The 25,763-nt window shown below is 55.5% G+C and carries 21 protein-coding genes and 5 pseudogenes; 15 read left to right on the top strand and 11 right to left on the bottom strand.

Annotated features, from left to right (window positions below; genetic code table 11):
• A pseudogene (locus BP38_RS21030) lies at positions 1–296 on the bottom strand (integrase core domain-containing protein); the annotation flags it as partial.
• Between the two features lie 50 nt (positions 297–346).
• Positions 347–804 (bottom strand): annotated as a pseudogene (locus BP38_RS23175) (transposase); the annotation flags it as partial.
• 111 nt (positions 805–915) lie between these two features.
• Between BP38_RS23175 and BP38_RS23405 the strand changes: the two are divergent.
• Together BP38_RS23405 and BP38_RS23400 are read left to right on the top strand one after the other, a co-directional pair.
• Entirely contained in the window at positions 916–1,278 is a 363-nt protein-coding gene (locus BP38_RS23405) for a helix-turn-helix domain-containing protein (protein ID WP_026988502.1), read from the top strand.
• Positions 1,279–1,294: 16 nt separating this feature from the next.
• Positions 1,295–1,870, top strand: coding sequence for an IS630 family transposase (locus BP38_RS23400; protein ID WP_437123998.1), 576 nt, complete (start codon positions 1,295–1,297; stop codon positions 1,868–1,870).
• A gap of 103 nt (positions 1,871–1,973) precedes the next feature.
• Here BP38_RS23400 and BP38_RS0115625 read toward each other — a convergent pair whose 3' ends face one another.
• Entirely contained in the window at positions 1,974–3,419 is a 1,446-nt protein-coding gene (locus tag BP38_RS0115625; protein WP_026988500.1) for an N-acyl-D-amino-acid deacylase family protein, read from the bottom strand.
• 16 nt (positions 3,420–3,435) lie between these two features.
• Complete coding sequence (locus tag BP38_RS0115620; protein ID WP_051609444.1) at positions 3,436–4,218, bottom strand: aspartate/glutamate racemase family protein; 783 nt, start codon at positions 4,216–4,218, stop codon at positions 3,436–3,438.
• Between the two features lie 311 nt (positions 4,219–4,529).
• Here BP38_RS0115620 and BP38_RS0115615 point away from each other — a divergent pair, with 311 nt between their 5' ends.
• The 6 genes and pseudogenes from BP38_RS0115615 (at position 4,530) to BP38_RS21020 (ending at position 11,315) form a co-directional block, all read left to right on the top strand.
• On the top strand, positions 4,530–5,654 hold the full coding sequence (locus BP38_RS0115615; protein WP_051609443.1) for a substrate-binding domain-containing protein: 1,125 nt from the start codon (positions 4,530–4,532) through the stop codon (positions 5,652–5,654).
• A 158-nt stretch (positions 5,655–5,812) separates the two neighbouring features.
• Positions 5,813–6,244, top strand: a pseudogene (locus tag BP38_RS23395) (ATP-binding cassette domain-containing protein); the annotation flags it as partial.
• 183 nt (positions 6,245–6,427) lie between these two features.
• A complete protein-coding gene (locus BP38_RS23390) occupies positions 6,428–7,273 on the top strand; it encodes an ATP-binding cassette domain-containing protein (protein WP_437123999.1) in 846 nt (281 codons plus the stop codon).
• Positions 7,251–9,347 (top strand): ABC transporter permease, encoded by a 2,097-nt coding sequence (locus BP38_RS21025; protein ID WP_081816726.1) that lies wholly within the window; start codon positions 7,251–7,253, stop codon positions 9,345–9,347. The genes BP38_RS23390 and BP38_RS21025 overlap by 23 nt, the downstream gene beginning before the upstream one ends.
• A 19-nt stretch (positions 9,348–9,366) precedes the next feature.
• Positions 9,367–10,296 carry a polysaccharide deacetylase family protein gene (locus tag BP38_RS0115600; RefSeq protein ID WP_026988496.1) on the top strand — a complete coding sequence of 310 codons (930 nt, stop codon included), beginning with the start codon at positions 9,367–9,369 and terminating at the stop codon, positions 10,294–10,296.
• A 20-nt stretch (positions 10,297–10,316) separates the two neighbouring features.
• Entirely contained in the window at positions 10,317–11,315 is a 999-nt protein-coding gene (locus tag BP38_RS21020) for an asparaginase (protein WP_051609441.1), read from the top strand.
• On the opposite strand, the gene BP38_RS23275 is transcribed toward BP38_RS21020, so the two are convergent.
• Positions 11,250–11,633: a transposase gene (locus BP38_RS23275; RefSeq protein ID WP_322098971.1), complete on the bottom strand. Its 384-nt coding sequence runs from the start codon at positions 11,631–11,633 to the stop codon at positions 11,250–11,252. The genes BP38_RS21020 and BP38_RS23275 overlap by 66 nt on opposite strands.
• 68 nt (positions 11,634–11,701) lie before the next feature.
• Positions 11,702–13,312, bottom strand: coding sequence for an IS4 family transposase (locus tag BP38_RS0115585; RefSeq protein ID WP_211250357.1), 1,611 nt, complete (start codon positions 13,310–13,312; stop codon positions 11,702–11,704).
• A 127-nt stretch (positions 13,313–13,439) separates the two neighbouring features.
• Between BP38_RS0115585 and BP38_RS21010 the strand changes: the two genes are divergently transcribed.
• From BP38_RS21010 to BP38_RS22365, 3 genes and pseudogenes are all read left to right on the top strand, one after another.
• The gene (locus BP38_RS21010) at positions 13,440–14,174 is read left to right on the top strand and encodes a tyrosine-type recombinase/integrase (RefSeq protein ID WP_211250356.1); all 735 of its coding nucleotides are present in this window, start codon (positions 13,440–13,442) and stop codon (positions 14,172–14,174) included.
• A gap of 44 nt (positions 14,175–14,218) precedes the next feature.
• Positions 14,219–14,428: pseudogene (locus tag BP38_RS0115575) on the top strand (transposase domain-containing protein); the annotation flags it as partial.
• A gap of 39 nt (positions 14,429–14,467) precedes the next feature.
• Positions 14,468–14,578, top strand: a pseudogene (locus BP38_RS22365) (IS1595 family transposase); the annotation flags it as partial.
• Between the two features lie 96 nt (positions 14,579–14,674).
• Here the strand turns inward: BP38_RS22365 and BP38_RS0115565 are convergent.
• Positions 14,675–15,559, bottom strand: coding sequence for an MBL fold metallo-hydrolase (locus BP38_RS0115565; protein ID WP_026988491.1), 885 nt, complete (start codon positions 15,557–15,559; stop codon positions 14,675–14,677).
• Positions 15,560–15,729: 170 nt separating this feature from the next.
• Here BP38_RS0115565 and BP38_RS0115560 point away from each other — a divergent pair, with 170 nt between their 5' ends.
• The 3 genes from BP38_RS0115560 (at position 15,730) to BP38_RS0115550 (ending at position 19,676) form a co-directional block, all read left to right on the top strand.
• Positions 15,730–16,755, top strand: coding sequence for a TAXI family TRAP transporter solute-binding subunit (locus BP38_RS0115560; protein ID WP_026988490.1), 1,026 nt, complete (start codon positions 15,730–15,732; stop codon positions 16,753–16,755).
• Between the two features lie 16 nt (positions 16,756–16,771).
• Complete coding sequence (locus BP38_RS0115555; RefSeq protein ID WP_026988489.1) at positions 16,772–18,778, top strand: TRAP transporter permease; 2,007 nt, start codon at positions 16,772–16,774, stop codon at positions 18,776–18,778.
• Positions 18,779–18,854: 76 nt separating this feature from the next.
• Positions 18,855–19,676 (top strand): GntR family transcriptional regulator, encoded by an 822-nt coding sequence (locus tag BP38_RS0115550; protein ID WP_162175176.1) that lies wholly within the window; start codon positions 18,855–18,857, stop codon positions 19,674–19,676.
• Between the two features lie 169 nt (positions 19,677–19,845).
• Here BP38_RS0115550 and BP38_RS22360 read toward each other — a convergent pair whose 3' ends face one another.
• On the bottom strand, positions 19,846–20,988 hold the full coding sequence (locus tag BP38_RS22360; protein WP_081816723.1) for a tyrosine-type recombinase/integrase: 1,143 nt from the start codon (positions 20,986–20,988) through the stop codon (positions 19,846–19,848).
• Positions 20,981–21,274, bottom strand: coding sequence for a hypothetical protein (locus BP38_RS22730; RefSeq protein WP_155992474.1), 294 nt, complete (start codon positions 21,272–21,274; stop codon positions 20,981–20,983). Before BP38_RS22730 ends, BP38_RS22360 begins: the two co-directional genes overlap by 8 nt.
• A 385-nt stretch (positions 21,275–21,659) precedes the next feature.
• Here BP38_RS22730 and BP38_RS0115540 point away from each other — a divergent pair, with 385 nt between their 5' ends.
• On the top strand, positions 21,660–23,087 hold the full coding sequence (locus tag BP38_RS0115540) for a hypothetical protein (protein ID WP_026988486.1): 1,428 nt from the start codon (positions 21,660–21,662) through the stop codon (positions 23,085–23,087).
• Between the two features lie 397 nt (positions 23,088–23,484).
• On the opposite strand, the gene BP38_RS0115535 is transcribed toward BP38_RS0115540, so the two are convergent.
• Both BP38_RS0115535 and soxC read right to left on the bottom strand, forming a co-directional pair.
• Positions 23,485–24,174 carry a c-type cytochrome gene (locus BP38_RS0115535; RefSeq protein ID WP_211250354.1) on the bottom strand — a complete coding sequence of 230 codons (690 nt, stop codon included), beginning with the start codon at positions 24,172–24,174 and terminating at the stop codon, positions 23,485–23,487.
• Positions 24,161–25,543 (bottom strand): sulfite dehydrogenase, encoded by a 1,383-nt coding sequence (soxC, locus tag BP38_RS0115530; RefSeq protein ID WP_322098970.1) that lies wholly within the window; start codon positions 25,541–25,543, stop codon positions 24,161–24,163. Before soxC ends, BP38_RS0115535 begins: the two co-directional genes overlap by 14 nt.
• Positions 25,544–25,763: the final 220 nt, after the last annotated feature.

Raw genomic sequence — 25,763 nt, 5'->3', positions numbered from 1 at the left:
GTCCAGGCTTTGCAGATGAATTCATAGGGCGTGAGACCACCCAGTGTCTTCAGCCTTCGTGCAAAGTTGTAGGCTTTCACGAAGTCGTAGAGATGGGCATCCAGCTGACTATGACTGTCATAGTGGAAGCGCTTGACGGTGGCGTCCTTGATGGTGCGGTTCATGCGTTCCACCTGTCCGTTCGTCCAGGGATGACCGATTTTGGTCAGGCGGTGCTCGATGCCGTTCTCGGTGCAAACCCGTCCGAAGATATGGCCGCTGTCATGGATGTCCTGGGCACGCAGGCTGAATTGGACACCATAGCACCTACGGAAGGATGATTTAGTAGTCGCCGAGACAGCGGTGCGCGCAGCTTTCCATAGCGCACCCGCGTTTCAGTAATCTCGCGAATGCGCTTTCTCAAACAAGCCTGCGAAGGACGCCGCGATCGGTAGTGGTAGGTGGGGCGATCCGTGTCCAGGGCCCCACAGGCACGCCGGATGCTCACTTGCCAGGTCGTGCACAGCCAATCCACCAATCTGCGTCGCTGCGCAGGCTTCAAAGCTTTTTTCGCACCACTTCCTGCAGTATTTCCCGGTCCAGGCTCAAATCCGCAACGAGGCGCTTCAGCCGCTGGTTTTCCTCCTCCAGCTGCTTCATGCGTTTCATCTCCGACGGCATCAGGCCGCCATACTTCTTGCGCCAGCGGTAATAGGTCTGCACTGAAATCCCCGCCTTGCGGCAAACCTCATCAACGGGCACGCCCTCTTCAGCTTGCCGCAGAATAAAGGCGATCTGCTGATCGCTGAATTTCGACCGTTTCATCAAGATCTCCCCGGTTCTCTCTTAGAGCGTGTCGGCGTAGATCAGATTCGGGATTCCCCTGAGATTTGATCTGTGATTCCCTCTGCGCATGGCAGATATAGGGGGTTACATATGGGTAAGCCGCATCCCTTTGAGCTTCGCCGCCGTGTTGTCGAGTTTGTCGAGGAGGGTCATACCCACCGTGGGGCGGCGGCGCATTTCCGGGTTTCGATCAAATTCGTCAACGACATGGTCAAGCTCAAGCGCGAGACGGGCGGGCTGGCGCCAAAGCGCCAGGGCAATCCCGGGCGGGGTAAACTCAGCGAGGTGTCTGACTGGCTGCGCACCAGGACGAGCGAAAAGAAAGGCATCACGCTCGATGAGTTGGTGCTCGAATTACGCGAAAGTCTGGGTATAGATGTTCACCGTTCCTCGGTGGCCCGGCGGCTGCACAAGCTCGGCCTGACGCACAAAAAAACAGCTGCTCGCAGCTGAGCAAGCTCGCCCGGATGTGCGCTTCGCGCGGAAAGTCTGGATCCATCAGCGCCAGCCCTTTATGCGCGCGCTGCTCTCCCGGTTGGTCTTCATCGATGAGACGGCGCTGAAGACCAACATGATCAAGACCACCGGCTGGGCGCCATGTGGCCAACGACTTGTCGATCATGCGCCCTTCGGGCACTGGAACACCCAGACCTTCATCGCCGCCTTACGTCAGGACCGCGTCGACGCCCCCTGGGTCATCAAGGGGACGATGAACCGCAAGCGCTTCGAGCGCTATATCGAAACCCAGCTCGCACCCAGCCTGCAGCCTGGCGATGTGGTCGTCCTCGACAACCTCTCCAGCCATAAAAGTCCAAAGGCTGCCCAAACACTGCGCGCTGTCGGTGCCTGGTTCCTGTTCCTGCCGCCCTACAGCCCCGATCTCAATCCCATCGAGATGGCGTTTTCCAAACTGAAGACCCTGATCCGCAAGACCGCCGCCCGCTCATACGACGAACTCTGGCAGGCTGTCGGCCATGTCTGCGACCTCTTCACCGAGGAGGAATGCACCAACTTCTTCAGGGCTGCCGGATATGAAATCAATTAAACGCGACAGGCTTTAAAAGCCTAACCGAGAATTCTCTCACTCCAAACGGTCCAGTTTTCGGGAAGCAGGTCAGCGCCATCAGGTCTGTGCATAAACACAATTGCTAGTGGGAAGTGCGCTTAAGTACCTTTCCCGGTGAGTGGTCAAGAATAAAACCTTCCTCCAGAAGCACAGTACCATTCACTACTACCATATGAATACCGTTCGCTCGCATCTCGGGGGTCTCATATGTGGCGGTGTCATCAATCATTTCAGGATCGAACAGTACCATATCAGCGAACTTCCCCTCGGCGACGTAACCACGATCCTCAAGCCTGAAGGTTTCAGCAGCAAGCCCGGTCATTTTGTGAACGGCATTTTCGAGCGACATTAGCTTCAGGTCGCGAGCATACCGGCCGAGTACGCGCGGGAAGGTGCCCCAAAGGCGTGGATGCGGGCGAGCGCCTCGGGGAATGCCATCTGAGCCGATCATAGTGTGCGGATAGCTTATGATTCGCTGCACATCTTCCTCAGCCATGTGGAAATAGACGGCACCCGCCGGCAGTAGGTGTTCAATCGCATCGTTGATCGTGGTGTCCCACTCCTGTGCGACTTCAGCTAGATCACGACCGTTACATTCTGGATGGGGTTCGGACCAAGTAATAAGAACTCGCTCGCACTGTTCTACCATCTCAGGAAGCAAAGCGCTTGACCCAGCAGTGTAAGGATAGGCGTCAAGCCCAACAAGCTGCTTTTTTCTGACTTCATCGAACATTTTCAAAGTTTGCATGCTCAGGCCATGATTGTTTTTGCCCATGCACTTGTGATGGGAGATTACGAGCGGCACATCAGCAGCACCGGCGGTGTCAAAGGATTCTCGCAATGAGTCTTCAAGAAAGTCATCCTCATTCCGCATGTGCGTTGTATAAATGGCTCCGCTCAGGGCAAGGCGCTTGAGTAGGGTAAGAACTTCTTCGGGCGGTGCTTCACGCGCTGGTGGGTAGTAGAGTCCGGTACTGAACCCGATTGCGCCGGAATCTAGCGCTTCCTGTAGAAGCTCTTCCATCTGCGTGATCTCGGAAGATGTAGCTGCACGATCAAGTCGGTCCATGACGGCTACACGCAGTGTCGAATGGCCTACCATCGGAGCAACATTGAGTGCTGGCGGCTTTTCTTCTAATGCCTTCACATAAGAGCGAAAAGTAGGGAATCGGTATTCATCGCTTCCGCCGATAATGTTGAGAGGAGGTAGCAAAGGTATCCCCGGCTTGAGCGGAGCTAGGCTAATGCCGCAGTTTCCTACCACAACAGTTGTGACGCCCTGCGTGAGCTTCGGCTCCATTGGATTGCCGTCCAGGGCAAGTGCATCGTCGTGTGTGTGTACATCTATGAAGCCGGGGGCTAATACGAGGCCACGGCCTTCGATTTCCCGGGTTCCTCGGCTTGACGACAGATTCCCAACCGCAGAGATGCGGTTTCCAAAAACGCCCACGTCGCCAATGCGCTCAACTGCCCCCGTGCCATCGATGATCCGCACGTTTCGGAATAGCAGGTCGTAAGTTTCGCTCACTCATTCCTCCTAAAAGTCACGTTTCTTTTGGTTGCTCCTGTTCAGAGATTGAGCGGGCCACTAACTCCTTTGCCAGAAGGTCATTGATGTCCACTAAAAGCTTTCCGGGTACCGTTGCGTTGACGAGTGGCAGTTCAGTGCAAGCTAGGAAGATTGTTTCCGACCGCAGTGCAGATAGAATATTAATAAAACTTTGCCGTATTTCCGGATTGTCTCCTCCAACATGCTTTATGCGATGGATAAGGTCGTGAACTGACTCGAGATCTGCGGCTTGTTCGAATGATACTTCGCTGTGCAGGACATGGTAAGGCGACCATTCGTCCAATGAGCCGACTGGTTTGGCACCGAGGAGTGCGGCCGAATTGGTGGCGCGCTCAGTGATATATGAATGAACCACCTCTGCAACGTCGAGGAAGTCGGCACTGATGCACATGCTGCGAACCCTTGGTGCATAATAGTGAAGGGTGTTGCATGCAATTGTGAAGACATCTACATGCGGCTCAATCGCACGCACAGTGCGTGCTAGACAATTCCATACAGTATTATCGTGGCGTCGCAGGTTCATTGAGAGTCCGAGAAGTGGTTCGGAATATACCACAACCGGCGGGCTCTCGAGGTCGCCCTTGAAACGTTCGCCTAATGCATTGCGGTTCCAAAAAAGAACCTTGCTCCAAAGGTCAATTCCCGCTTCGGGGCCTGAGCCTGTGATGATGCCGATCCGGCGGTGCTGTACGCCATTTATCCCCTGCTTGATGGGATAGCCTGCCCTATTCTGGGGAGATGTGAAGTCGAGGGACATACGGTGCTCCGTGCTGCTAGAATAGCGGCATAGTTTGGTTACAGAATTAAAACGAAGAGAGACAACATCGGCAATTTGTCGAGTGGACGTCAAACAGCGCCTTTGAAATCGATCGAACTGACGCGCATCTGAAGCGAGTTGAAGCGTAAGTATCGTGGACATGCCAATTCTGCCGTCAGTTTGCGAAATTGAACGGATTCATCGTCGCTGGTAGCTCTCGTTGTTCCAAACTTGGCATAAAGCCAAGAAAACCAATCCTGCAATCGGTAAGGCCGACGGCAGCAACAGATTTTAGAAATGGGAATTAGACCATGAACATGCTCAGGAAGCTTTACAAAGTCGCTACCGGGAGCGTAGGCGCGATGGCGCTTGGAGCCGTACTAACGACTGGAGGCTTTGCGGACGTAGCTGATGCAGCCGACGAACCAAAAGTATATTTCAGTATGGGCTTCGTCGGGAATAATTGGATGACTGAAGCTCGCAACATGATTACCGCTCTTGCCGAAAGTAGAGATTATAGGGATAGGGTTGAGTTCGAAATCCAAAGCGCTGGTGGTAACGCTCAGCAGCAGATCCAGCAGATATCGGGTATGGTCCAGGCTGGTGCCGACGCAGTGATTATTTATCCGATCAACGAGTCCGCACTTCGACAGGTAATCAGGCGCGGCTGTCAGGCCGGTGTGGAGTTCTTTGTTATCAACGGAACTGATGACGGAACTTGCGCCCACTCTGTGAAGATTGACGGTTATTCGCTCGGTCAAACACGTATGGACTGGATGGCAAAAGAGCTAAATGGCGAAGGCGATGTCGTGGTTCTTACGGGGATACCCGGTACTACCTTCAGTGATGAGACACAGCGCGGCGTCGAGGAATCTCTCAAGGAAAATCCCGGGATCAACGTGATTTCGACCCTAAACGGTGAGTGGAGCCAACAGGCGACTAGGGCTCGGATGCAGGAACTTCTTGGAACTAAGACTTGGGACGATATCGATGGTGTCGTGGCTGCTGAAGCTTGTTACACGATCTATCAGATGCAAGTTGAAGCCGGACGTACTCCCGAACAGCTCGTGCCCTGCGCAGCGCAGGATGAAAACGGCTTTCGCTTGGCAATGCTACCGGAGGGAACAACCGAACATTCCGTCGGAATGCGGGGTTACTCTACCGACAGCATGATCTGGGTGATTCCCATGTCACTCAAGTTTGCTTTGGACGAGATCGCGGGGGCGGACGTCGAGAAGATGCAGATATTCCAGGCTGGCGTTGTGACTAACGACACGGTTAAGCTTTGTGAGACCGGCTCCACATCTGAACTACAGGCCGGCTGTAATGTCTTCCCTTCCGATAAGGTGCCGAATGATTGGCAAGCGGGTTTTTGGCATCCGGATCTGCCGCAACTCGACTTCGAGGCTGTCACGACGGGCGAGGTTTCCGAGTGAATGCTGCACAGCATCATAGGAACTCAGCAAGCATGGCGCAGCAATCAGAGAGCGGCATGCACGCCTCAGCCACTGATGCTATGGAGGACGGCGCATGCGCCGTCCTCATCGAGGACCTTAGTAAGCGGTTTGGCGCAACTCAAGCGCTGGATAATGTAAGCCTGAGCATCGACCAGGGACAGGTTCGCGGCCTCATTGGGGAAAATGGTGCCGGAAAGTCGACTCTGCTCAAGGTCTTAAGCGGATTGGTGAGGCCAGATGAGGGGTCGATCCGAGTTTTCGGCAGTCCCTACGATGCATATTCACCTCTTGATGCGCACGATTTGGGCATCCAGACAGCATTTCAAGAACTGACACTGGTCGAGGACATTTCGGTCGCGCGTAACCTCCTGATTCCCTACGAACCGCACGGACCATTTGGGTTAGTTTCGCAAAAGAGGACTATTCAGGAAAGCGAGCGGATACTTGCTTCTTTTGGCGTAACGTCTATTTCGCCGCATACAGAAGTCCGTGAACTTTCTTTGTCTGATAGACAAAGAATCGAGATCACCCGCGCTGCTGCTCGCTCTCCGCGTTTACTGCTACTAGACGAGGCCACGTCCGCCCTTTCAGCGACAGATGTTCGCTGGCTCTACGATCTCATCGAACGCCTGCGTCAGAGCGGTACTGTAGTCGTATTCATCTCCCATAGGATATCTGAAATCCGAGACTTTTGCGACTCGATTTCCATACTACGCAACGGTCGGCACATATCTACGGCTGCGACGGCAGACGTGAGCGACGCCGAGATCGTACGTCTGGTGATCGGGCGGTCGTTGGAAAGCGCCTTTCCCGCCAAACCAAAAGCATCTGCGCAAGGCGAATCACGGCCGAGGGCATTGTCGGTCCGAGATGTTCACGTCAGGACTGCCGTTGATGGTGTCAACTTTGATCTACATAGGGGGCAGATCCTAGGCTTAGCAGGCTTGGACGGTATGGGGCAGAAGGAACTCTTTTCAGCCTTGTTCGGAGTGCTTTCATTGGATCGTGGCACGATTTCCGTCGGTGAGACAGAGATTAGGCCGAAGTCACCTCTCGATTCGATGACCGCGGGCATCGGCTATGTCCCTTCTGATCGTCGACGCGAGGGCGTGCTCGTGAACCAGTCTGGGGCACTAAATATGTCACTACCGGTCCTGGATCGCTATGCCTTCTTTGGCGTGATCGACTTCCCCCGCCTGCGCCCCGCCATCGCTCTTTATCTCGAGAAACTGAGCATCCATCCACGTGCGCTCTATCGAGTAGCGGGTTCCTTCAGCGGGGGCAATCAGCAGAAGATTGTGATCGCTAAATGGCTGTTGGCGGGGCCACCCGTGCTCTTAATGAACGATCCAACACGCGGTGTCGATGTTGGCACCAAGCTCGAGATATTCACGATCATGCGCGAATTCGCTGATGCGGGAGGTGCGGTACTTTTCCATTCCACTGAACTGAACGAACTTGTGAACATGTGCAACGATATCATCGTCATGTACCGAGGCAAGATGGTTGAGGAAATATCAGGTGAGCGCGTCACTGAGGAGCAATTGATGCGCAGCATGCTAGGCGAGGAAAGCAATGAAACTAGCGGCAAATACTGAGTATCCGCCCACGAGCAGCCCCTCGCGTAGCTATCCGTTCCAAGCAGCTTGGCTGGGGATTCGGCCAACATTGCCAGTAATGCTAGTGGCTGTGGCAATGTTTACTGCTGTTACACTATTTGGCGGAAACTCAATCACTTACTTCCAGATCAGCTCCACAGCATCCGGTATGGCGCCGCTGGCACTAGCTGCGATGGGTGAGACCGTCGTGATACTCGTGCGCGGATTTGATCTTTCGGCCGGCGCCATTGTGTCGCTGAGCAACGTGATAGTGGCGAGCCAGGCGGGTGAGTCACCTGCCAACCAGGTGCTGTGGGGTTGCTTGGCCGTTCTCGCTGCAGGTGGGGTGGGGGCAGTCAACGGATATCTGATAGCATATCGAAACTTGCAGCCGATCGTCGTCACGCTGGCGGTAATGTTTATGGTATCGGGCGTTAACCTGTTGATCTTGCCGTTTCCCGGCGGGAATGTACCAATCGGTACATCGAATTTCTTCGCCGGAGATCTTGTCACAGGCGTTATTCCTGCCGCCATAGTACATGTCATTATCGCTCTATTAATTTGGGCTGCCGTGAAGAAAACCCGGTTCGGCACCGCCCTTTATGCGGTCGGTGGAAACGAGGAAGCCGCCACGGCGCGAGGAGTGAGGTCAGCACGGACAAAGTTCTTCTCCTATGTATTGGCGGGACTGTTCTATGGCTACGCAGGGCTTTTGCTATCGGGCAACACTGGATCAGGCGACCCCCTCGGTGGCGACGCGCTGCTGCTGAGTATCTTCGCTGCAGTGGTTATCGGTGGTACCCGTCTGGGTGGTGGGCGCGGCGGATGCCTGGGCACAGTTCTAGCTGCTTTCATCCTCATGCAAATCAGCAGCTTGATGCTGGTGCTGAGCGTCTCGACCAATGTAGCGCCGTTATTCCAAGGATTGATCGTGCTAGTGTCAATTGCGATCGCTACAATAATGTCAGGAAGTTCAGGGTCTACCACCTACCAAAGTGTACGTGCCGAGCTGGCGGCGATGCTTGCAGTTCCCCGAAAAATTCGCACCGAGCGCGCCATTAAAGTTCAGGGTGCGCAGCAACTACCAGTAAATGACGAACTGACTGGATCGGCGTTTCAGCGCTTTTTGCGTCAATATGGTAATACCCTTAAGATAATCGCCCCAGTTTACGTACTGCTCGTCGTCGCCATTATGATAAACGCGCTATTGCTCGGTTCCACGGTTTTCACGGTCAATTACTTTAATTCCCTAATGGTCCTTACGCTAATTACAGCAGTATTGGCACTCGGACAGGGTATCGTGGTGATAACCGGCGGAATGGATTTATCGGTTGGTCAGGCAGTGACGCTGTGCGGCGTGCTTGCAGCTGGTCTTTACGGCCAACTTGGTGACGTCGCAGGCGCTGTGCCGCTCATCTTTTTCATTGTGTTGGTTGCGGGCGCTTTGATCGGCTTACTTAATTCCATTGGCGTCGTGCTAATTGGTATCCCCGCAGTTATCATGACAATCGGCACCAATGGAGTTCTGTCTGGACTGACCTTACTATATACAAACGGGGTGCCGTCGGGAACAGTGCCGGCCTCTTTACGGTGGCTCTTTGGACGCGACCTAATCGGCTTTGCGCCTGCGATTGTCGTTTTGTTCGCCTTGCTGGCGGTGGGCTGGTTTGTGATCTCCCGCACCCGTTTCGGTTGGCGGGTCCTTTCAGTCGGCAGTAGCCGGGCTGTAGCTGGTCTCTCCGGGGTGCCGGTAGCGCGCACAATCACGCTTGCCTTTGTGTTTAGCGGCTTGTGTTCTGCTGCAGCAGGGCTGCTTCTGATCGGATATACCGGGTCGGCGGTACTGAATATGGGCGAATCGTACCTTCTTCCTACATTGGCGGCCGTCTTCATGGGGGGCACCCTGGCGACCGGTGGGCGCGGCCATTATGTAGGCATTTTCGGCGGAGCTCTTCTGCTGACGACTATCGGCATGCTGGTAACTGGCACGGACCTGTCCCATGCGGTGCGGCAGATCGTGCTCGGTGCCGTTGTTCTGTCGGCTATCCTCTTTCTTCACGATAAGGAAACATGATGCTTGGTGAGGTTGAAATATGACGTACCAGTTTGAAGACAGGCGTGAGCGTGACTTCTTCGGCTATGGGATGGACCGGCCTAGCCCTAATTGGCCGGGCGGGGCTAAGCTTGCACTTTCCTTTGTCGTCAATCTTGAAGAAGGCGCCGAAGATTCCTTTGAGGATGGCCAGCCGGTAAACGACAAGGCAGGAGAGTTTAAGTCGCTTCTTCATGACGGCCAACGCGACTTGGCAATGGAGCAATTCCACGAATATGGTTTGCGCGCTGGCGTTTGGCGTGTACTGGATCTTTTTGACCGTTATGAGCGGAAGGTGACGTTCTATATGTGCGGTCGAGCGGTCGAGCGAACACCACGAGTCGCCGCCGAGATCGTTACGCGAGGGCATGAACCGGCACTCCACGGGTACCGTTGGTTCTGCCACGCGAACTACCGAGACTACGAAACTGAAAAGCGCGACATTGAGAAGGCGAATGCCATCATCAAGAAAGTGACGGGCGAAAGGCCCTATGGCTTCTACAGCATGTGGGCTCCGAGTCTAAACACGCGAACGATCCTGAAAGAACTAGAATTCATCTATGATTCTAACGAATACAACGATGATCTACCCTATTACCGTACTGTTAGCGGTGGGCCAATACTTGTTGTTCCTTACTCCCTCGATACCAATGACTTCAAGTTCATTGTGGGAGACCCTTTTGGTGCGCCGAGCGCCTTCCTCGAATACCTCAAGCGCTCGATTGAGGTGTTGCTTGAGGAAGGTGAACGCGGGGATCCCAAGATGTTGAACATCGGACTGCACTTACGGATCATCGGACGTCCAGCTCGGCTCTGGGCTGTGCAGCAGCTGCTAGAGTATCTGAAGTCACTCGGCGACGATGTTTGGGTGGCGCGGAGGATAGATATTGCGCGCCATTGGCTGGCCACACACCCTCCTGCGGGGCTCTAACGGAGGCATGTGAGTATCGAATGAAACGTAAAATCGGTGTTCTGTCATTGGGCGGAACGATTTCGATGCGGGAGGCGTCTAGCGGTGGGATCGTGCCGACACTCTCCGGCGAGGAGCTACTAGAACAGTTTGGCGTGGCTGATCCGTGCCTCGAGGTTTCGGTGCTGTCGCTCCGCAGCTTGGCGAGCGCACAACTTAAAGTGACTGATCTTCTCGAGCTCGCCGCGAAGGCCAGGGAGCTTGCACCTGATGTTGACGGTATTGTCGTCACGCAGGGTACAGATACGATTGAAGAGACCGCGTTCGCTCTCGACCTTTGGGGGCCCTGTGACGTTCCAGTGGTCGTTACAGGTGCAATGAGACATCCAGATGCGCCTGGCTCGGATGGCGCGGCAAATTTTCGTGATTCGATCATGGCAGTTTCCTGTGAGTCACTGGTGGGACTCGGGGCTGTCGTCGTCATGGACGGCGAATTGCACGCGGCTCGCTACGTCACAAAGAGACACACGGCCACCGTGCGTGCTTTCGGGTCGTCACCAAGTGGCATTCTCGGTTGGGTTAAGGAAGGGTCTGTCGATGTCTTGGTTGACGGGCTTAGGCCCCAATTATCTAGTTTTGCGCTGCCTTGCCCGCGTTCACACTTGCCAGAAGTGGCCGTTTTGAAGTCATGGGTGGGTGATGATGGTAGGCTCGCGTCCAAGCTTCCAGAAATGGGCTATGCCGGGGTTGTCGTTGAAGGTATGGGCGGCGGCCACGTGCACCCTCGCGCAGCAGAAAGTCTTGAAGCCTTGTGCAGGGAGATGCCTGTCGTCATTTCGACACGGGTAGTTGGTAGTCATGTCCTGAGAAACACCTACGGGTTCATCGGCTCGGAGATCGACCTGCACCGACGAGGCGTAATGCTGGGTGGCTGGCTGACGACAGGCAAGCTGCACCTGCTTATGACAGCGGTGCTAGGTACAACACCCCCCTCGGACTATGATTTTCGCCAAGCTCTGCAGCCCTTTGGAGGAGGATAGAGCGCCTTCTGATGGAACTGTTTGGGTGGACGCCTCCGCAATTGTGTTTATGCACAGACCTGATGGCGCCATGGGATGCCTGATTTGGTATTGTTTTTTGTAGTGGTGATCAGTCGCTGAGCGATGGCGGTGATGGTCAGTTTGTGCGGCTTTCCTCGTTCCTTGAGGCGCCTGGCGATGGATTTCCGGATCGGGTTGTGGCATGCGGCCAAGCGCTGCCTGAAACAGCAGATGCCGCAAGGCGCGCCGGCCTCCAACGATCATCTGGTGGCCCCACTTCGTCCCGCTGTCATGGAATACAGGTACGAGGCCAGTCATTGCGGCGGCCTCGTCGGAAGTCATTCGTCCGAGTTCGGAGATTTGTAACCGTCCGCTCAGTCTTGCAGTTACCCATAAATGCTTGATGACGGGTCTTCAGCGATGCGGGCCCCTTCGACAAGATCAGCGAGGCGGGAGAAACCTCGCCAGATAACCGTGGTTCCCGGCGGCGCGTCGCAGGCACGGTCGAGATAACCTCCGAGCCGTGCTACGGCCGTGATGTAGAAGTCCAAGTCTGGTGGGTCCTTGCATTTGCCGTCCGGCATCGAACGCTCAAGCAGACGGCACTCAATGCCGGTAAAGACGGCAGCAGGCGATGCGGCTGGTGACCTGCGCCGGAGCATCGTTAGCCAAGACACGCGCCAGGCCACAACACAACACAGGGCGATGCAGTTGGTCAGGCGGTTGGCCGTGGTCAGACGCAGCTCCTCGATCCGGCATCCGGTTTTCAGGGTCCTGAAGAAGGTCTCGATGGTCCAGCGCAGGGCATACCATTCGAGCTTATGCACGGCGTCGGCGTGCGTCTCGACAGGAAGGTTTGTGATCAGCTTCCAGAAGACCGGTGCTCGACCTTCAGGTGGGCTGATCTCCTCGGCATGGATGATCTGGAGCTGCTGATGCCGGTATTTCTTCTGCTTGCCGATCGGCGGGCGGACCGTCATCATTGCATGCCTGATCGACAGCACGGCCCTCTGGTCCTTGCCCTGCGCATCGCGGAACCGGATCTCATGCGTGCCGCTGGGCTGGATTTCCGCCATCACTTTGGCGATAGTCGTGTCGCCGTCTTCGGCCAGGCGATCGACGCAGCTTCGGACCAGGAAGCTGGTCCCGAGCTCCTCAGCCAGGCAGTAGAGTTCGTAGATATCACTCTCGCGGTCGCCTATATGCACGCAGCGCTCCGGCGCACCTGTCAATTCGGTGGACAGGCGCAGATTGTCGAGCCAGCGCATGCTTTCCTTCTGCTCGATCGGCACCCGGGTGGGGTTGATCTTACGTTTGAGGGCGGCGGTTCCCTTAAACTGGCTGCGCGACCAGAACTTGGCCGCCGTCAAGCCAAGCGGCAGCCCGTCCGGCGTGATCGCCAGGCTGGCATGCATCTGCAGGCCGCAGATCGTGTGCTTTTGATGACGGCCCTCCTTCAGCTTGCGTCCGGTCGAAACCTTCGTGAATCCGATCTTCTCGGGGGCAGCTCTCTTGAAGGAAAACTCCGTGGTGTCCTGCAGGATCAGGAGCGGGCCGTCGGTCGCCCGGATACGCAAAGCCGAGGCCGCGAAATGGCCCGCGAGGATCTTGTCCTCGCTGACATTGTCATTGGCAAAGAAGCGGTAGGCGGCCTTGGTGTTCGACCAATCCTGAAATGCCGTGGGCAGAGATTGCCCCGGTCGTTCATCTAGAGCTTCCAGCATCGCTCCCAGGCGTTGGTTTAACCGCGCATCTCCCAGATCGCACTTCGAGATTTCCTCGTCTACCCAAGTCTGTCCCATGCCCCCGCACCGAATTATTGAAGGTGCCAGAGAACGAATCACGGCTGATTCCGCCGGAGCAACGGAAAACTTCATGCCCGATGACTTATGGGTAACTGCAAGCCTGAACGGGCGGTTACCATCAACGGGCACGCCCTCTTCAGCTTGCCGCAGAATAAAGGCGATCTGCTGATCGCTGAACTTCGACCGTTTCATCAACTATCTCCCCGGTTCATTCCAAAAGCCTAAACCGAGAATTCTCTCACTCCAAACGGTCCAGTTTTCAGGGCCAAGGTCAAACCTGACCGCGCTCCCTGTGATTGAGCAAGCGCTGGCCATCCCGATGAAGCGGTTTGACAGGCCGGTACTTGGGTTTTTGGCGCGCTCAGAGATGCAGGCAATCCTCGAGGCGCCGGATCCTCGAACCTGGGCGGGTCAGCGGGGCCGGACGCTCTTCAGCCTCATGTACAACACCGGCGCGCGCGTGTCGGAGGTCATCGGCTTGCGGGTCGGCGATGTTGTCATCGACGATACAATGGCCGCGCATCTCCACGGCAAGGGGCGCAAGGAGCGAAGCGTGCCGCTTTGGCGTTCGACCGCGTCGCTGGTCCGGGGCTGGAAACATCGGCTGGAGGGCGCCGGCGACGACAGGTTCCTGTTCCCAAGCCGGGGCGGAGAAAGGATGGCGCGCTCAAGCGTCACCCAGCGCCTCAATCTGGCCGTCTCGGCCGCCGCACAGCATCACCCGCAACTCGCACGCCTTTCGATATCGCCGCATACGGTCCGCCACACCACGGCGATGCATCTCCTGCAGTCCGGAGTCGACATCACCGTCATCGCACTCTGGCTGGGACACGAGAGTCCCGCTACGACGCATATGTACCTTGAGGCCGATCTCTCAATGAGGGAGCGCACCCTCGACCGCCTTCAACCGATCGGAGCAAGCCTCGGTCGGTATCGACCCCCCGGACCAGCTGATGAAATTCCTTCAGAGCCTCTGAATTATGTGCAGTTCGTTGGGCTGAAAAACACAGGCGCATCAGCCCTTGTAGTGCTTTCCTCGGCGAGCTGCGCATAATCACACGGTGGGCATAATTGCGGTTATGCAGACCTCTGCATAACCGCAAGAACTATCTCTTTGCCGGCTCGGACGCCGGCGGCGAGACCCTGGCCGATGCCATGACGCTGATCGAGACCGCCAAACTGTCCGGCCACGACCCGCAGGCCTATCTGGCCGATGTCCTCGCCCGCATCAACGACCACCCGATCAACCGGATCGATGACCTCCTGCCCTGGAACTGGACGAACCCAGTCCTGGCCAAGGCAGCCTGAGCAATCAGCCGATTAAGCAGAGACAAACAGCACCGTTTGATGGAGCACTTTGTGGCGGGCTCGACGGCGCGCACAGCTGCGGCCCTTGTGGGTGTGAACAAGACCACGGCGGCCTACTACTATCACCGTCTGCGAGAGACCATCTATCAGGCGACAGAGGACGAAACGCCCTTGACCTGCTTCCAGTAGCGACTGGATGATTTTCAAGGGGTTAGGTCAAATCTGGTGAACCTGTCGGTCGCCGCCTTAATCGAGGATAGGCGGACTTGGTGCGCCGACGGGGATGGTCATCAGATCCTCTCCGAAGAACAGGTTCCCGCTGTAGATCGTGGCCATCTCCCGAAGCACCCGTTCACGCATGCCAGGCTGATCGATTTGAGTCGTCACATGGCTGATTACTAGATTTTGTACTTCGGCCTTCTCTCCTAGCTCGGCCAACTCCATATGCCCCATACAACCAGCAGCGAACCCTTCAGAGGGTGCCGTCCCAGTCAGGTAATGGCACATTGAGGCTAGAATGTCGCAGCCGGTAGCGAGCTTCTCGATTCCGGCACAAGGTCCGGTGTCACCGGAGTAAACGAAGACCCCTTCGGGGCTCTCGAGTCGAAAGCCGAAGCAATAGAGCTGTGGCTGGACGTGGACGACGCTACCGACCTTGAGGCTCCAGTTCCTCCCCTCGATCACTTTTCCATTCTCGATCTCCGTTACCTGTGGATCGGGCCATGCGCGTGGGGGAAACCCGCCGCGCTGGCGGTAGACGTCAATGCTGAGCTCGTTCTCCGTCCGCGCCGACAGGTCGGGCCCCCAGACACCGTCTCTGTCGAAAAGTTGCTGGTTGATGCGAGCAAGCGGTGCCGGCCCGTAGACTTTCAGTTCAGGCACTTTGCCGACGCCCTGATCCCAGTGGGTCAGCACGAAGCGCTGGTAGTCTAGACAATGATCGTAATGAAGGTGGCTGAGGAAGATATGCGTGACTTCTGTTGCTGAGACTCCTGCCTGCATCATTCTATGGTAGGTGCCGGGGCCACAGTCGAAGATCATCGTGTCATCGCCGATCCGCACCATGTAGCCCGAGCTCATGCGTTTGAGGGAGGGCGTGGGCGTGCCTGTTCCGAGAAGTGTTACTTCCATGTTCTGGTTCCTTAGATCAAAGTCTCATAAAGCTAATTACTATATAGCTTTATATTTTTTTGACTCGCAAGCCCCTTCTCGGTACGCTATCCATGTTTCAGCTTACCAATGCGAGGTTCGCATCGCCCGTTGCGGGCACGAACCAACACAAAGATAGGGAGTGCTGACGAATGATCGATAAAAACGATGCTACAGTAGGGAGGCGGACCGCGTTGCGCTTTGCCGCGGGTGGTGCAGCCGGCCTTGCCAGTGTGCTCACGTTGCCGCAGGGGACGGTTGCTAAAGAACTGGCGCCGTCCGTTTTACATTGGGGCTCATCCAGTCTCGGCTCCACCGGCTACGTCATAATCGAGGCACTTGCCTCGACAGTGAATGACAAGACCAATCTGAGGAATTCCTCCATGTCGACGTCTGGAGGAGCGGAGAACATGGCGCTGATCGGCGAAGGTGCCATCCACCTCGGACAAACCACGTCAAGTGACTGGCCGGCGGCGATCAAGGGTGAGGAGCCGTACAACAAGCCCATCAAGTGCCACCAGATGTTCGCTTACACCATGTGGAATATGCCGCCCCTGGTGCGCGCCGACTCGAACATAGAGTCGTTCGCAGACCTGCAGGGAAAGCGCATAATGCCATCGAATCCCACTAGTTCGGCAGGCGCAATGTGGAAGGTAGTGTTCAAAGCAGCTGGCATGGACGAAGATGTGGACTGGAACTACGGCTCCTGGCGCGAAACTTACAACGCTCTCAAGACGGGCAAAGTGGACGCCATACCCGCGCTTGTCACTAATGGTCGCCCGTCGCCGATTTTAACCGAACTGCTTGTCTCCCAGAAGGTGAGGGCGATCGAAGTTCCGAAGGACATTATGGACAAGGCCCGTACCCTCAATCCGGGCGTTCTATCTGAATCAGTGTCGAGTGCCGCTTGGGACGGTGATGGCCAAACGATCAAGTCGCCCACTATCTCTGGCGTTGTAGGCGCTCATCCGGACCTAGATCCGGAAATTTGCTATAAGGTAACCAAGGCCATATTCGAGAACGAGGCCGAGATACGAAAAATCGGTGTGCAACTCCAAGACATCAAACTGCAGTTCGCCGTCGATTATCTTCTGACAGAGTACCCAGTCAATCCCGGCGCCGCCCAGTATTTCAAGGAAAAGGGTGTGTGGCGTGACGAGTTGAAGGTCGCGAGCTGAAAACCGGCCGTCAGCGATGACGGACAATACTCCTTCTACACCTGATCCGTTGTTCCGCGGCCGGTTGGGATGGAATTCTATCGCGGCAGCCGTCACCGCCGTCACGGCTGCCGCGATGACTGTACTGCACCTAGTGCAGGTCCAGTTCCTAGCGCTGCCGGCGGGCTTATTCAAGACTGCTCATCTGGTTATGGGCACGTTGGTCGTTTGTTTTGCGGTCCTAGAGGGGCGCTCGCACCCAATCTTCAAGTTTCTGGCGATGATCGCCGCGGCAATGACAATAGTCGGTGCCGGATACATCTTCGTTGAGTACGAGAACCTCGTCACCAACCGCGCGATCTTTGGTAACGCTGCGGACGCGGCAATTAGCATCGTTCTTCTGTTGGCGGCGCTTTACGCGGCGTGGCGCGCTTGGGGCTGGGGTATCCCGCTTCTCGCTCTTCTCGCCCTGTTGTATGGATATTTCGGATACGTTCTGCCTGGAGATCTCTTGTTCCATGGGGGCATCTCCGTAGGTCGCCTTATGTCCTATACCGCGATTCCGTTTTTCCAGGGACTCCTTGGCGGCCTGACCGAACTGTCGGCGAGCACGATCTTCATCTTTCTGTTTTTTGGCGCCGTACTTTCCTCGACTGGCGGTGTTGACTTTATCCTCGAGGTAGCGCGACGTCTTGGTGGACGAACCCGAGCTGGTCCCGCCCAGGTCGCTGTCATCGGCAGCAGCCTAATGGGCATGATATCTGGTAGCACCGTGGCCAACATTGCGTCCACCGGCTCTATGACGATACCGATGATGAAGCGATTTGGCTTTCGCTCGGAATTCGCGGGTGCCGTCGAGGCGGCGGCCTCTATGGGAGGGCAGTTGACGCCACCGGTCATGGGTCTGGCAGCGTTCCTAATCGTTGGCCTGACTGGTGCGCCCTACACAGAGGTAATGGTGGCGGCCCTTATCCCGGCACTAATCTACTACGCTTACCTGATTGCTGCTGTGCACATTCGTGCCGTAAAAGAGCAGATCGTTGTCGGTGAGCTAAACAATGTAAGCAGCGCCGATCATCTGCAGGCTCTGGGGTGGCTTGCGTTGATCCTTCGCCACATCCATATCATCGCAGGAATTGGGCTGCTGATCGCCCTGCTGATGAAACAATTACCGGCTGGGCTCGCTGCGTTGCATGGCTCCGTCTTCATGCTGGTGTTGAATGCCTGCCGCATTCTTCTGTTTTCAGGAAAGTCATCGCAGCATCGCGCGAGCGAGCTCTTCCGCTCGATCTATGGGGCGTTGACGGCGGGTGGGCGTACCGGCGCCCAAGTAGCGGTGATTCTCGCCATTATTGGCATTCTGGTGGAGATCCTAACCGTTACTGGTTTTGCGCAGAAGCTTTCTGGTTCAATGCTCGACATCGCCGATGGTCGTCCGTGGCTTCTATCACTAATAGTCGCGATTGCGTGCATGGTCTTCGGACTTGGCCTCCCAACACCTGCGGCTTACCTAATCGTCGCTCTCCTCGGCGCTCCAGCTCTAGTCGAGACAGGCGTGCCGCTGCTGGCGGCGCACCTATTCGTGTTTTACTTTGCCAATGTCTCGGCATTGACACCGCCAATCGCCATCGCAGCACTGGTCGCGGCCAATATCGCTAAGGGCAAGTTCTTGCCGACAGCGTTGGCCGCGATACGACTAAGTTTGCCAGCGTTCTTGCTGCCGTTTCTTTTCCTCGCTCATCCCGAGATTCTCGGTCTGGCTGGAGGACCGAAGGAATGGATATTTTACGGGCTATCCGCGTTCGCCGGGGTCACGGCGATCAACGTAGCGATTGAGGGCCATGCCTTAGGCAGGCTCAATGCCGTCGGGCGGGCGCTGATGGCGCTTGGCGGTGGTAGCATGCTCGTGCCAGGGGGGGGGTCAACTCTGGTTGGGTTAGTATTGATCCTTGCCGTGCTTGCCACACAGGGTCTATTACTTAGGAGAGACCTACGTGGGGTATCGGATATAAGCGACCAGCATGATAAGGAGAGCAGACGTTAGCATTACTTCGAAAGAACCTGATCTTATGCCTCCCACCAGTAATGCCGATTCTCTTCACGCCTTAAAGATACCGCCTATGGAAAGTATGTCTGTCGCTGAGATCATCCACCACTACTTCAATCGCCCAGGCGTCGGACTACAAACGAAGCAATCGCGGCTGCAGCATGCCATCGTTGACGCCATGGCGGAATACCGTTTGCAGGCGGGGGACCAAATTCCGCCCGAGATTGACCTTTCGAAGATTCTGGGTGTTAGTCTTGGCACTACACAGCGCTCCTTGGGAGCACTGGCGCGCCAGGGATTGTTGGATCGCCGTCAGGGCAAAGGCACGTTTGTCGCAGAGAATCGCATCCCGGAGGATGAGCTCTGGCATTTTCGCTTCTTCACGGATGGATTGGATCCGAAGTACCTCACCGTGTTTACGAAAACACTTCATGCCCACTTGGTCACCGCATCGGGGCCTTGGTCGACTAGCCTCGGACTTGACCGGAAGGGCTACGTCATGATTGCCCGGGTGATAACCGTGGATGGACGGCGGATGTGCCTTAGCCGGATATATCTGCCGGCGACACGTTTTGGTAGCCTGGTTGATGGCTCCATGGAAGGAGTCGATCTTAGCAACATGAAACTTCTGCTTCGGCGCAACTTCGGGGTCACGAACACCTTCATTGAGCAAACGATTCACTTCACTACGATCGATACTGATGACGCCGAAGAGCTGAATTGTGATGCTGGTGCAACTGCCATTGTGCTCACCGTCTATGGCCATGAAAGCGACGGCTCGGCGATCTCGTATCACGAGATCCTAATGCCACCGAACGAGTCGATTCTCGATCTTTCGTACAGTGGGGCTCCAGTCAAGTTTGGTTCGTTCACCAAGGGAATCGGCAAGGTGTGAAGTGCGATAAGTGTGCGAGGCTCTGATATGTTTGATCCTGAGGTTTGATAGCTTCGTGCGCAAAAATTTCTGATCAGTGATTATCTTGCCTCTCCTGCAATGACGCAGACAACAATCAGTAAGCCAAGTGTGCGTTAGCGGGAGTGCTTTGTTATGCTTTAATGGCAAACTATGCATCTTGACGCTTACGCTTTGATTTTTGCTTGCGCTCCCAGTTATTCCGCCGTTTTTGAGCGTTCTCAGCCATTGCGCGATTTTGAGGCAGGTATGTTTCAAGTATCCTTGACGTGTAGGTGATTGAGTGCCCGGTCATGGAAGCAATTTCGGGTGCTGGAGACCCCGCAATTCCCAACTGAATAACGGCTGTTCTCCGAAGATCGAGATACTGCAGATGCTGCAAGCCAGCTTTTTCTCTAACCTCCTCAAAGGCATTTCGGAACTGCGAGGACGTATACATTTCTCCGGTAATCTCGGATTTAATTATCGGACGATCATCCATTTGCGCGGGATTTTGTCGGTATTCTTTATTGTATAAATCATTGAGTGTTTTAAGCATGGCAGTCCGCAATGGAACTGAGAGCATGGTCCCTGTTTTTGACTGTGTTATGTGAACAGCGGAGTCATAATAGTTAGACCATTTTAGGTTGAGAATATCGCCTTTTCGTTGAGCTGTTTCGAGCGACAACTGAACTGATAAAGCAATTGAGGGTCTACCGATTTGCTCAGCGACACTACAAATTGTTTGAATTTCCTTGTCGGTCCAAAACTCGCGACGCGGTGGCGTTGATTCCAATCGTATTTTTTTGACCGGGTTATCAGTAACATAGTCCCTAGAAATGCCGAAGTTGAATAAAAGTTTAAGAACACGCATTACAGCATTAGCTTGTGTGGGCGTTTTGTCGTGCAACGAACGGTACCAAGCATCGATCGCTTCTCTGTCAAATGCCTCCAGCGGCGGGTGTCCCGCATGCTCAGACCACTGTTCAATTCGCGCTAGATGCCTGTCGTAATCATAGCGTGTTTTATCGCGTAGTTTGTTATACTCTCTCGATTCACTGCGATAAGCTTTGATTAACCACGGCATTGTGTTCTGCGGCGGGCCATCCGAGATCAAGCCGTCTCGCCACGCGTCGAGTTTCTGGTTGAGTCGCGTAGCTTCAGCTATTGCGTCTTCACGGGTACCCGTTTTCTCAGCTAAACGGCGTGGAAGGAACCCGAAGCTGCGCAGTTTTCTAGATGGTTGCCAGTACCAAAGTTGTTGTCCGCTTTTTAAGCGTTTTGCGACTAAATATCGAACGCCGATGTTACGCATGGCGAGCCGCCTCGACTAGCCGACGTCGGCCTGGAAGGATGCTTTGATCATCTTTTACTGAACCTTCTTTGAAGCGCTCGCTTGCTTCAATCCAAGCGTCGACGGCGACTTTATCGTAGGCATTAAGATACGGGTGTCGTGACGGAAAGCCCGTTTCTTTCAGTGCATGTTCATGCGTTCTCAGCCAAGTTTCGGACTTACCCAGATATGTTGCCGTTTCAGAGATGCTTAACATGCGACGTTTGGGCGTCTGCGTAACGTGACGGTTCGAATTTGGTTCACTCATATGTCAACCTTGCTTCTTGATTCTCGGTTTATTCGGCTGACGCATGCATTTCGCGTCATCATATTTCCGAGATAGTCCTATCGTTCTAAAAAAACAAAATTGATGCGCTATGAGCTGCCCCCCTGAAAACATTGGAGCGGACCGGTCCAGAGGAAGTGCAGGTTCAGCGAAGAACAGATTTTCGGGGTTTTGCGGCAGTATAAGGCAGGCGCAAAGATCGAGCATCTTTGCCGCAAGCGCCGCAAGCCGTCAGCGGCCTTCTAGTTTTGGAAGTCCAAGTATGGGGTCACAGCAGCTGCTAGAAGAAAAGATTCCGCACTCACAAAGATTCTTCTGAAAACCGACTCTATATCGTGTTGCCGATGCAACGAGCGAGCAACGCGATATGCAGAGACAAGACAAGAACAACACAGCCCAAACGGAACAATCCCCTAGCCTCAGGAAGCCGCACCCTCATGATGCAGCTTCACTACGTGAGTGCTTCAACTCTCCGGCGGACTTCCTGCGTTTGATCCATGGACACGAAGATGCCAAGGGTAAAGTCGCGTGGGCCCGTAAGTACCCGGATTCCTTCGAGAACCATAACCCAAGAGCATTCCGCGAGGTTGAAGTGGCATTCTCTGCACTCAATGGCGAGAGCGATATTTATCTATGCCTTCACAGGTACTGCGGTCGGAAACGCCAGGAGCGGTTGGTTAGCCAATTACAGGCGTTTCACGTCGATATCGATTACTACAAGAAGCGTCCGCATCTGGAGCCAGAAACAGCAGCGCAAGCGGTCCTTCAGAAACTGCAGGACAAGAACCTCCCGGCACCGTCTTTCATAATGTTCAGCGGCAAAGGCCTGCTTGCAGTCTGGATGATCAATCCGGTTCCGGCACGGGCGGTAAAACACAAGGAAGGCGCGATCAAGCGGTGGCGTCAGGTGCAAGACACGCTGCACAAAGCTCTTTACCCGCTCGGCGCAGATTACAGTCAAAAGCACGCTGCTGCTGTCTGCCGGGTTCCCGGAACGAAAAACAGAAAACGTCGTCGCAATGTCAGGCTGCTCTGGTGCCATCCGAACGGCATTGAAGATCGTAGTTTAGATGACATCGCGAATGATGTGTTGCCCCCGAGGAGGTCGCGGAAACCCCGGAAATCGAAGACAGTAAAGAATGGGACGCTCAAATCCGACCGCACGCATCGCAATCTGCACAGTGAGCGGCTCCAAGAGCTTAAGCGGTGGGCAGTGAGTTATGTGGAAATCCCGGATGGGATGCGAGATCATTTTCTGTTCTGCGCAGCTTGTTCGCTCGCGTGGCTTGTTGAGCCATCTCGTCTTGAGAATTCCATTGTTTCCTTTGCCACGGAAAGCGGTCTCCTGGATATACGGGGGTGGACGCGCAATCGGGTCAAGCAAGTTACGCAGTCTGTAGTCAAACGAGCATACAATGAAGCTACAGATGGCACGAACAATCCAGCCGAAGGGCAAGGTCGGTACAAGTTGTCCAAGGCGTGGATCCTTCAGGGGTTGGGGATTACCTCTGCGGAGGCGCAAAGCCTGGGTCTGGTACACCTCAATCCTGATCCCGAGCAATGCGAACGTCACCGGCGGGAGGTGAATCGGCAAAGACAGGAGCGTCACCGCAGAAAGCGTGGTCAACGTTCACGGGCAGACTATGAAGAGAATTCAGCAAGTAGGCAGAAGCCCTGGGAGGCCCATGGGATGTCGCGCAGCGCATGGTACAAGAAGGGGCTTCATAAGCGTCCTGTGGAAGCGGAAGAAACTGCGATCTCGACCATAGAGGAACAAAACCGGAAAGTGGCGTAGACAACTATCTAACGCTTGGATAAGGCGAAGCCCTTGTCTACCCCTGAAGGGGCAAGGGTGAAAAACTTGGACGTGTGCACTTCTCTTTGAGCAGTGCTTAACCTCCTGAATTCTGCCCAAAACGGCGAAGCCGTTCCCCTTTTGCCTGCAAAAGCCGACGCGCGCCGCCAAAGTTTCGGGGGTTTTTAATATTAAGTATATTTTTCAATTGGTTATAGCTATTTTCTCGAACATGAACTGCCCCAGGTGTCATCCATAAAGAGCTGGATTCGTTGGTTGATGAATGCGCTTGTAGACGGACGGGGCAAGGGCCACCTCCGAGGCATATTCTCTATACGCCGCGGTGATGACCCTCGCCGGTTTCAGGTGCGTGCCATTGCAGGTGAGTGGTGCCTGCCTATTCGTTGCCTCCAACATCCGGACGCGGGTCTTCAACGAAGCCATCTGCGTTCGGCATCTCGATCTCGGCCATGGAGTCCGCGTCGAGCGTGGTCTCGGGATCATCCGAGATGATACCAGCACGCCCCAGGATATAAGCGCTGATCGCGTAGACTTCGTCTGGCGACAAGGAACCAGGCGACTGTAGTGGCATGGCGCGGTGCACATAGTCATAAAGCGTGCTGGCATAGGGCCAGTAGCTTTCAACGGTCTTGACGGGGCTTTCATCTGCCAGGGTGCCGCGGCCCCCCAGAAGTGCAGGGGCACCAAGCTCGCTGACACCCTCCATGTCCGACCCATGGCAGGCGGCGCAGGCCTGATCGTAGGCCGTTTTGCCATCCGCAAAGGTCCCGGAGCCTTCTGGCAAGCCTTGGCCGTCCGGCATCACGTCGATATCAATGGCCGAAATCTGCTCTTCCGTGGCGGGCTGGCCGATGCCAAAGGCATTCGAGGAAATATCTATATCACCTACAGTCTCAGCGCTGGATTTCGGTGGTTCCATGGGGGCGCGTTCGCCTGTCTCCTCCAGCCTCTCCGGCAGTGCCGCTGATGTGCGCTCAGTTGTGTCCCCGTTCCCGGACTCATCGGCAAGAAGGGGGCTTGTTGCCAGTGCGATGGCACAGACAACAGTCAGATTACGCATGAACATTGGTTACCTCCCCGTCTTCAGCGATGTGCCAGCTTTGAATGGCATTCAGGTGGTACACCGAGTTTAAACCCCGCACGTCCACAAGCTCCGAAAGGGTTGGTTGTACGTAGCCGGTCTCGTCAGTTGCACGGCTTTGCAGGACCGCCTGCTCACCCGTCCATTTCCACGGAAGACGGAAGCGTGTGTGGCATATGGGCAGAACGGGTCCTTCCAGGGATGCCTCCTGCCAGGTATTTCCGCCATCGGCTGAGACCTCCACCTTGGTTATCTTCCCGCGACCGGACCAGGCGACACCTGTGACTTCGTAGAAACCAGGCCGCGGCAACTTCATCGCACCTGAGGGGAAAGTGATGACAGATTTCGCCTCCATCTCGAGGCTGAATTGACGCGCCGAGCCGTCCGGCATGAGGTCGGTGTATTTGGACGTCTCTTCACGGGTCATGAAGGGCTTGTCGCTCACCTCCAGTCGCCTGAGCCACTTGATATGCGTGTTGCCCTCGTAACCTGGCAGCAGCAGACGGAGCGGATAGCCCTGTTCAGGCCGGATCGCTTCGCCGTTCTGGGCATAGGCCAGGATGGCGTCATCCATTGCCTTGTCGATCGGGACCGAGCGGGTCATGACTGCGGCATCCGCACCTTCGGCAAGGATCCAGGCCGCACCATCCGAAACACCCGCCATCTCCAGCAGAGTGGATAGACGGACGCCCGTCCATTCCGAAGTCGAGGTCAGGCCATGGGTGCCCTGTACGGTCTTCAGCGTCGGCTCGTCCCATTCCGTCAGGCCATTGCCCGAGCATTCAATGAAATGGATCTTACTGACCGCCGGCAACCGTTTCAGGTCGTCCATGGTAAAGCGCATCGGTGTGTCGACCATCCCGTGCAGGATGAGTTCGTGGGTGCGCGGGTCGATCGCCGGGATGCCGGCATGGTGACGTTCAAAATGAAGGCCTGAAGGCGTAATGATACCGTGCCCCGAGGCAAGCGGCGTCATGGACCAGCTCGACTCAATGCTCGCTGTCGGGTAACGCCAGCGTACTTCGCTTTCGAACTGCGAACGGGACCCATAACCACCATCTTGGAGGATCAGGCGCCCCTGCTCTTTGGTGGGATCAGGTTGAACGTAGTATTCGACAGCACCCGGGGGTGCCTCGGCGGCTGCGCGCCCGCCGATCAAGGCTCCACCGCCCAGTGCAAGGCCGCCAGCCAGCAATCCGCGCCGTGTCAGGCCATTGAACATCCCCTCTTTGCAGTCGCAGTCCTCTTCCTGGGGATCAGCCAGCATCTGGCGTTCGATCTCGACCAGGCTTTCGGCCATGTGGCGTTCAGCGGGTCCATACCTTGTTGCAGGAAATTTATCGTCGTTGGGCATGCTTCCCTCCCTAGTTGCTGGCCTTCATAAGGCAAGCTTTCTCATACAACGAGAAGCATGCGCCCTTATTCGCCGACTTGTAAATAGATGCCCCAAAGATAGTGCTTCCCGCGTGGGGGAGGAGGTGTGGCCATTATGCCAGGAAACATTGTTTGGGGTGCCGTGCTGGGGTGAGCTATCGGTACGGGGCTCGCTCGACTGAAGCGTACCGGGATCCCGG

Source organism: Fodinicurvata fenggangensis DSM 21160 (assembly GCF_000686045.1).
Classification (GTDB): domain Bacteria; phylum Pseudomonadota; class Alphaproteobacteria; order Kiloniellales; family DSM-21159; genus Fodinicurvata; species Fodinicurvata fenggangensis.
The sequence above is the reverse complement of the archived record's forward strand: the minus strand, read 5'-3'. Positions and strand labels throughout refer to the sequence as shown.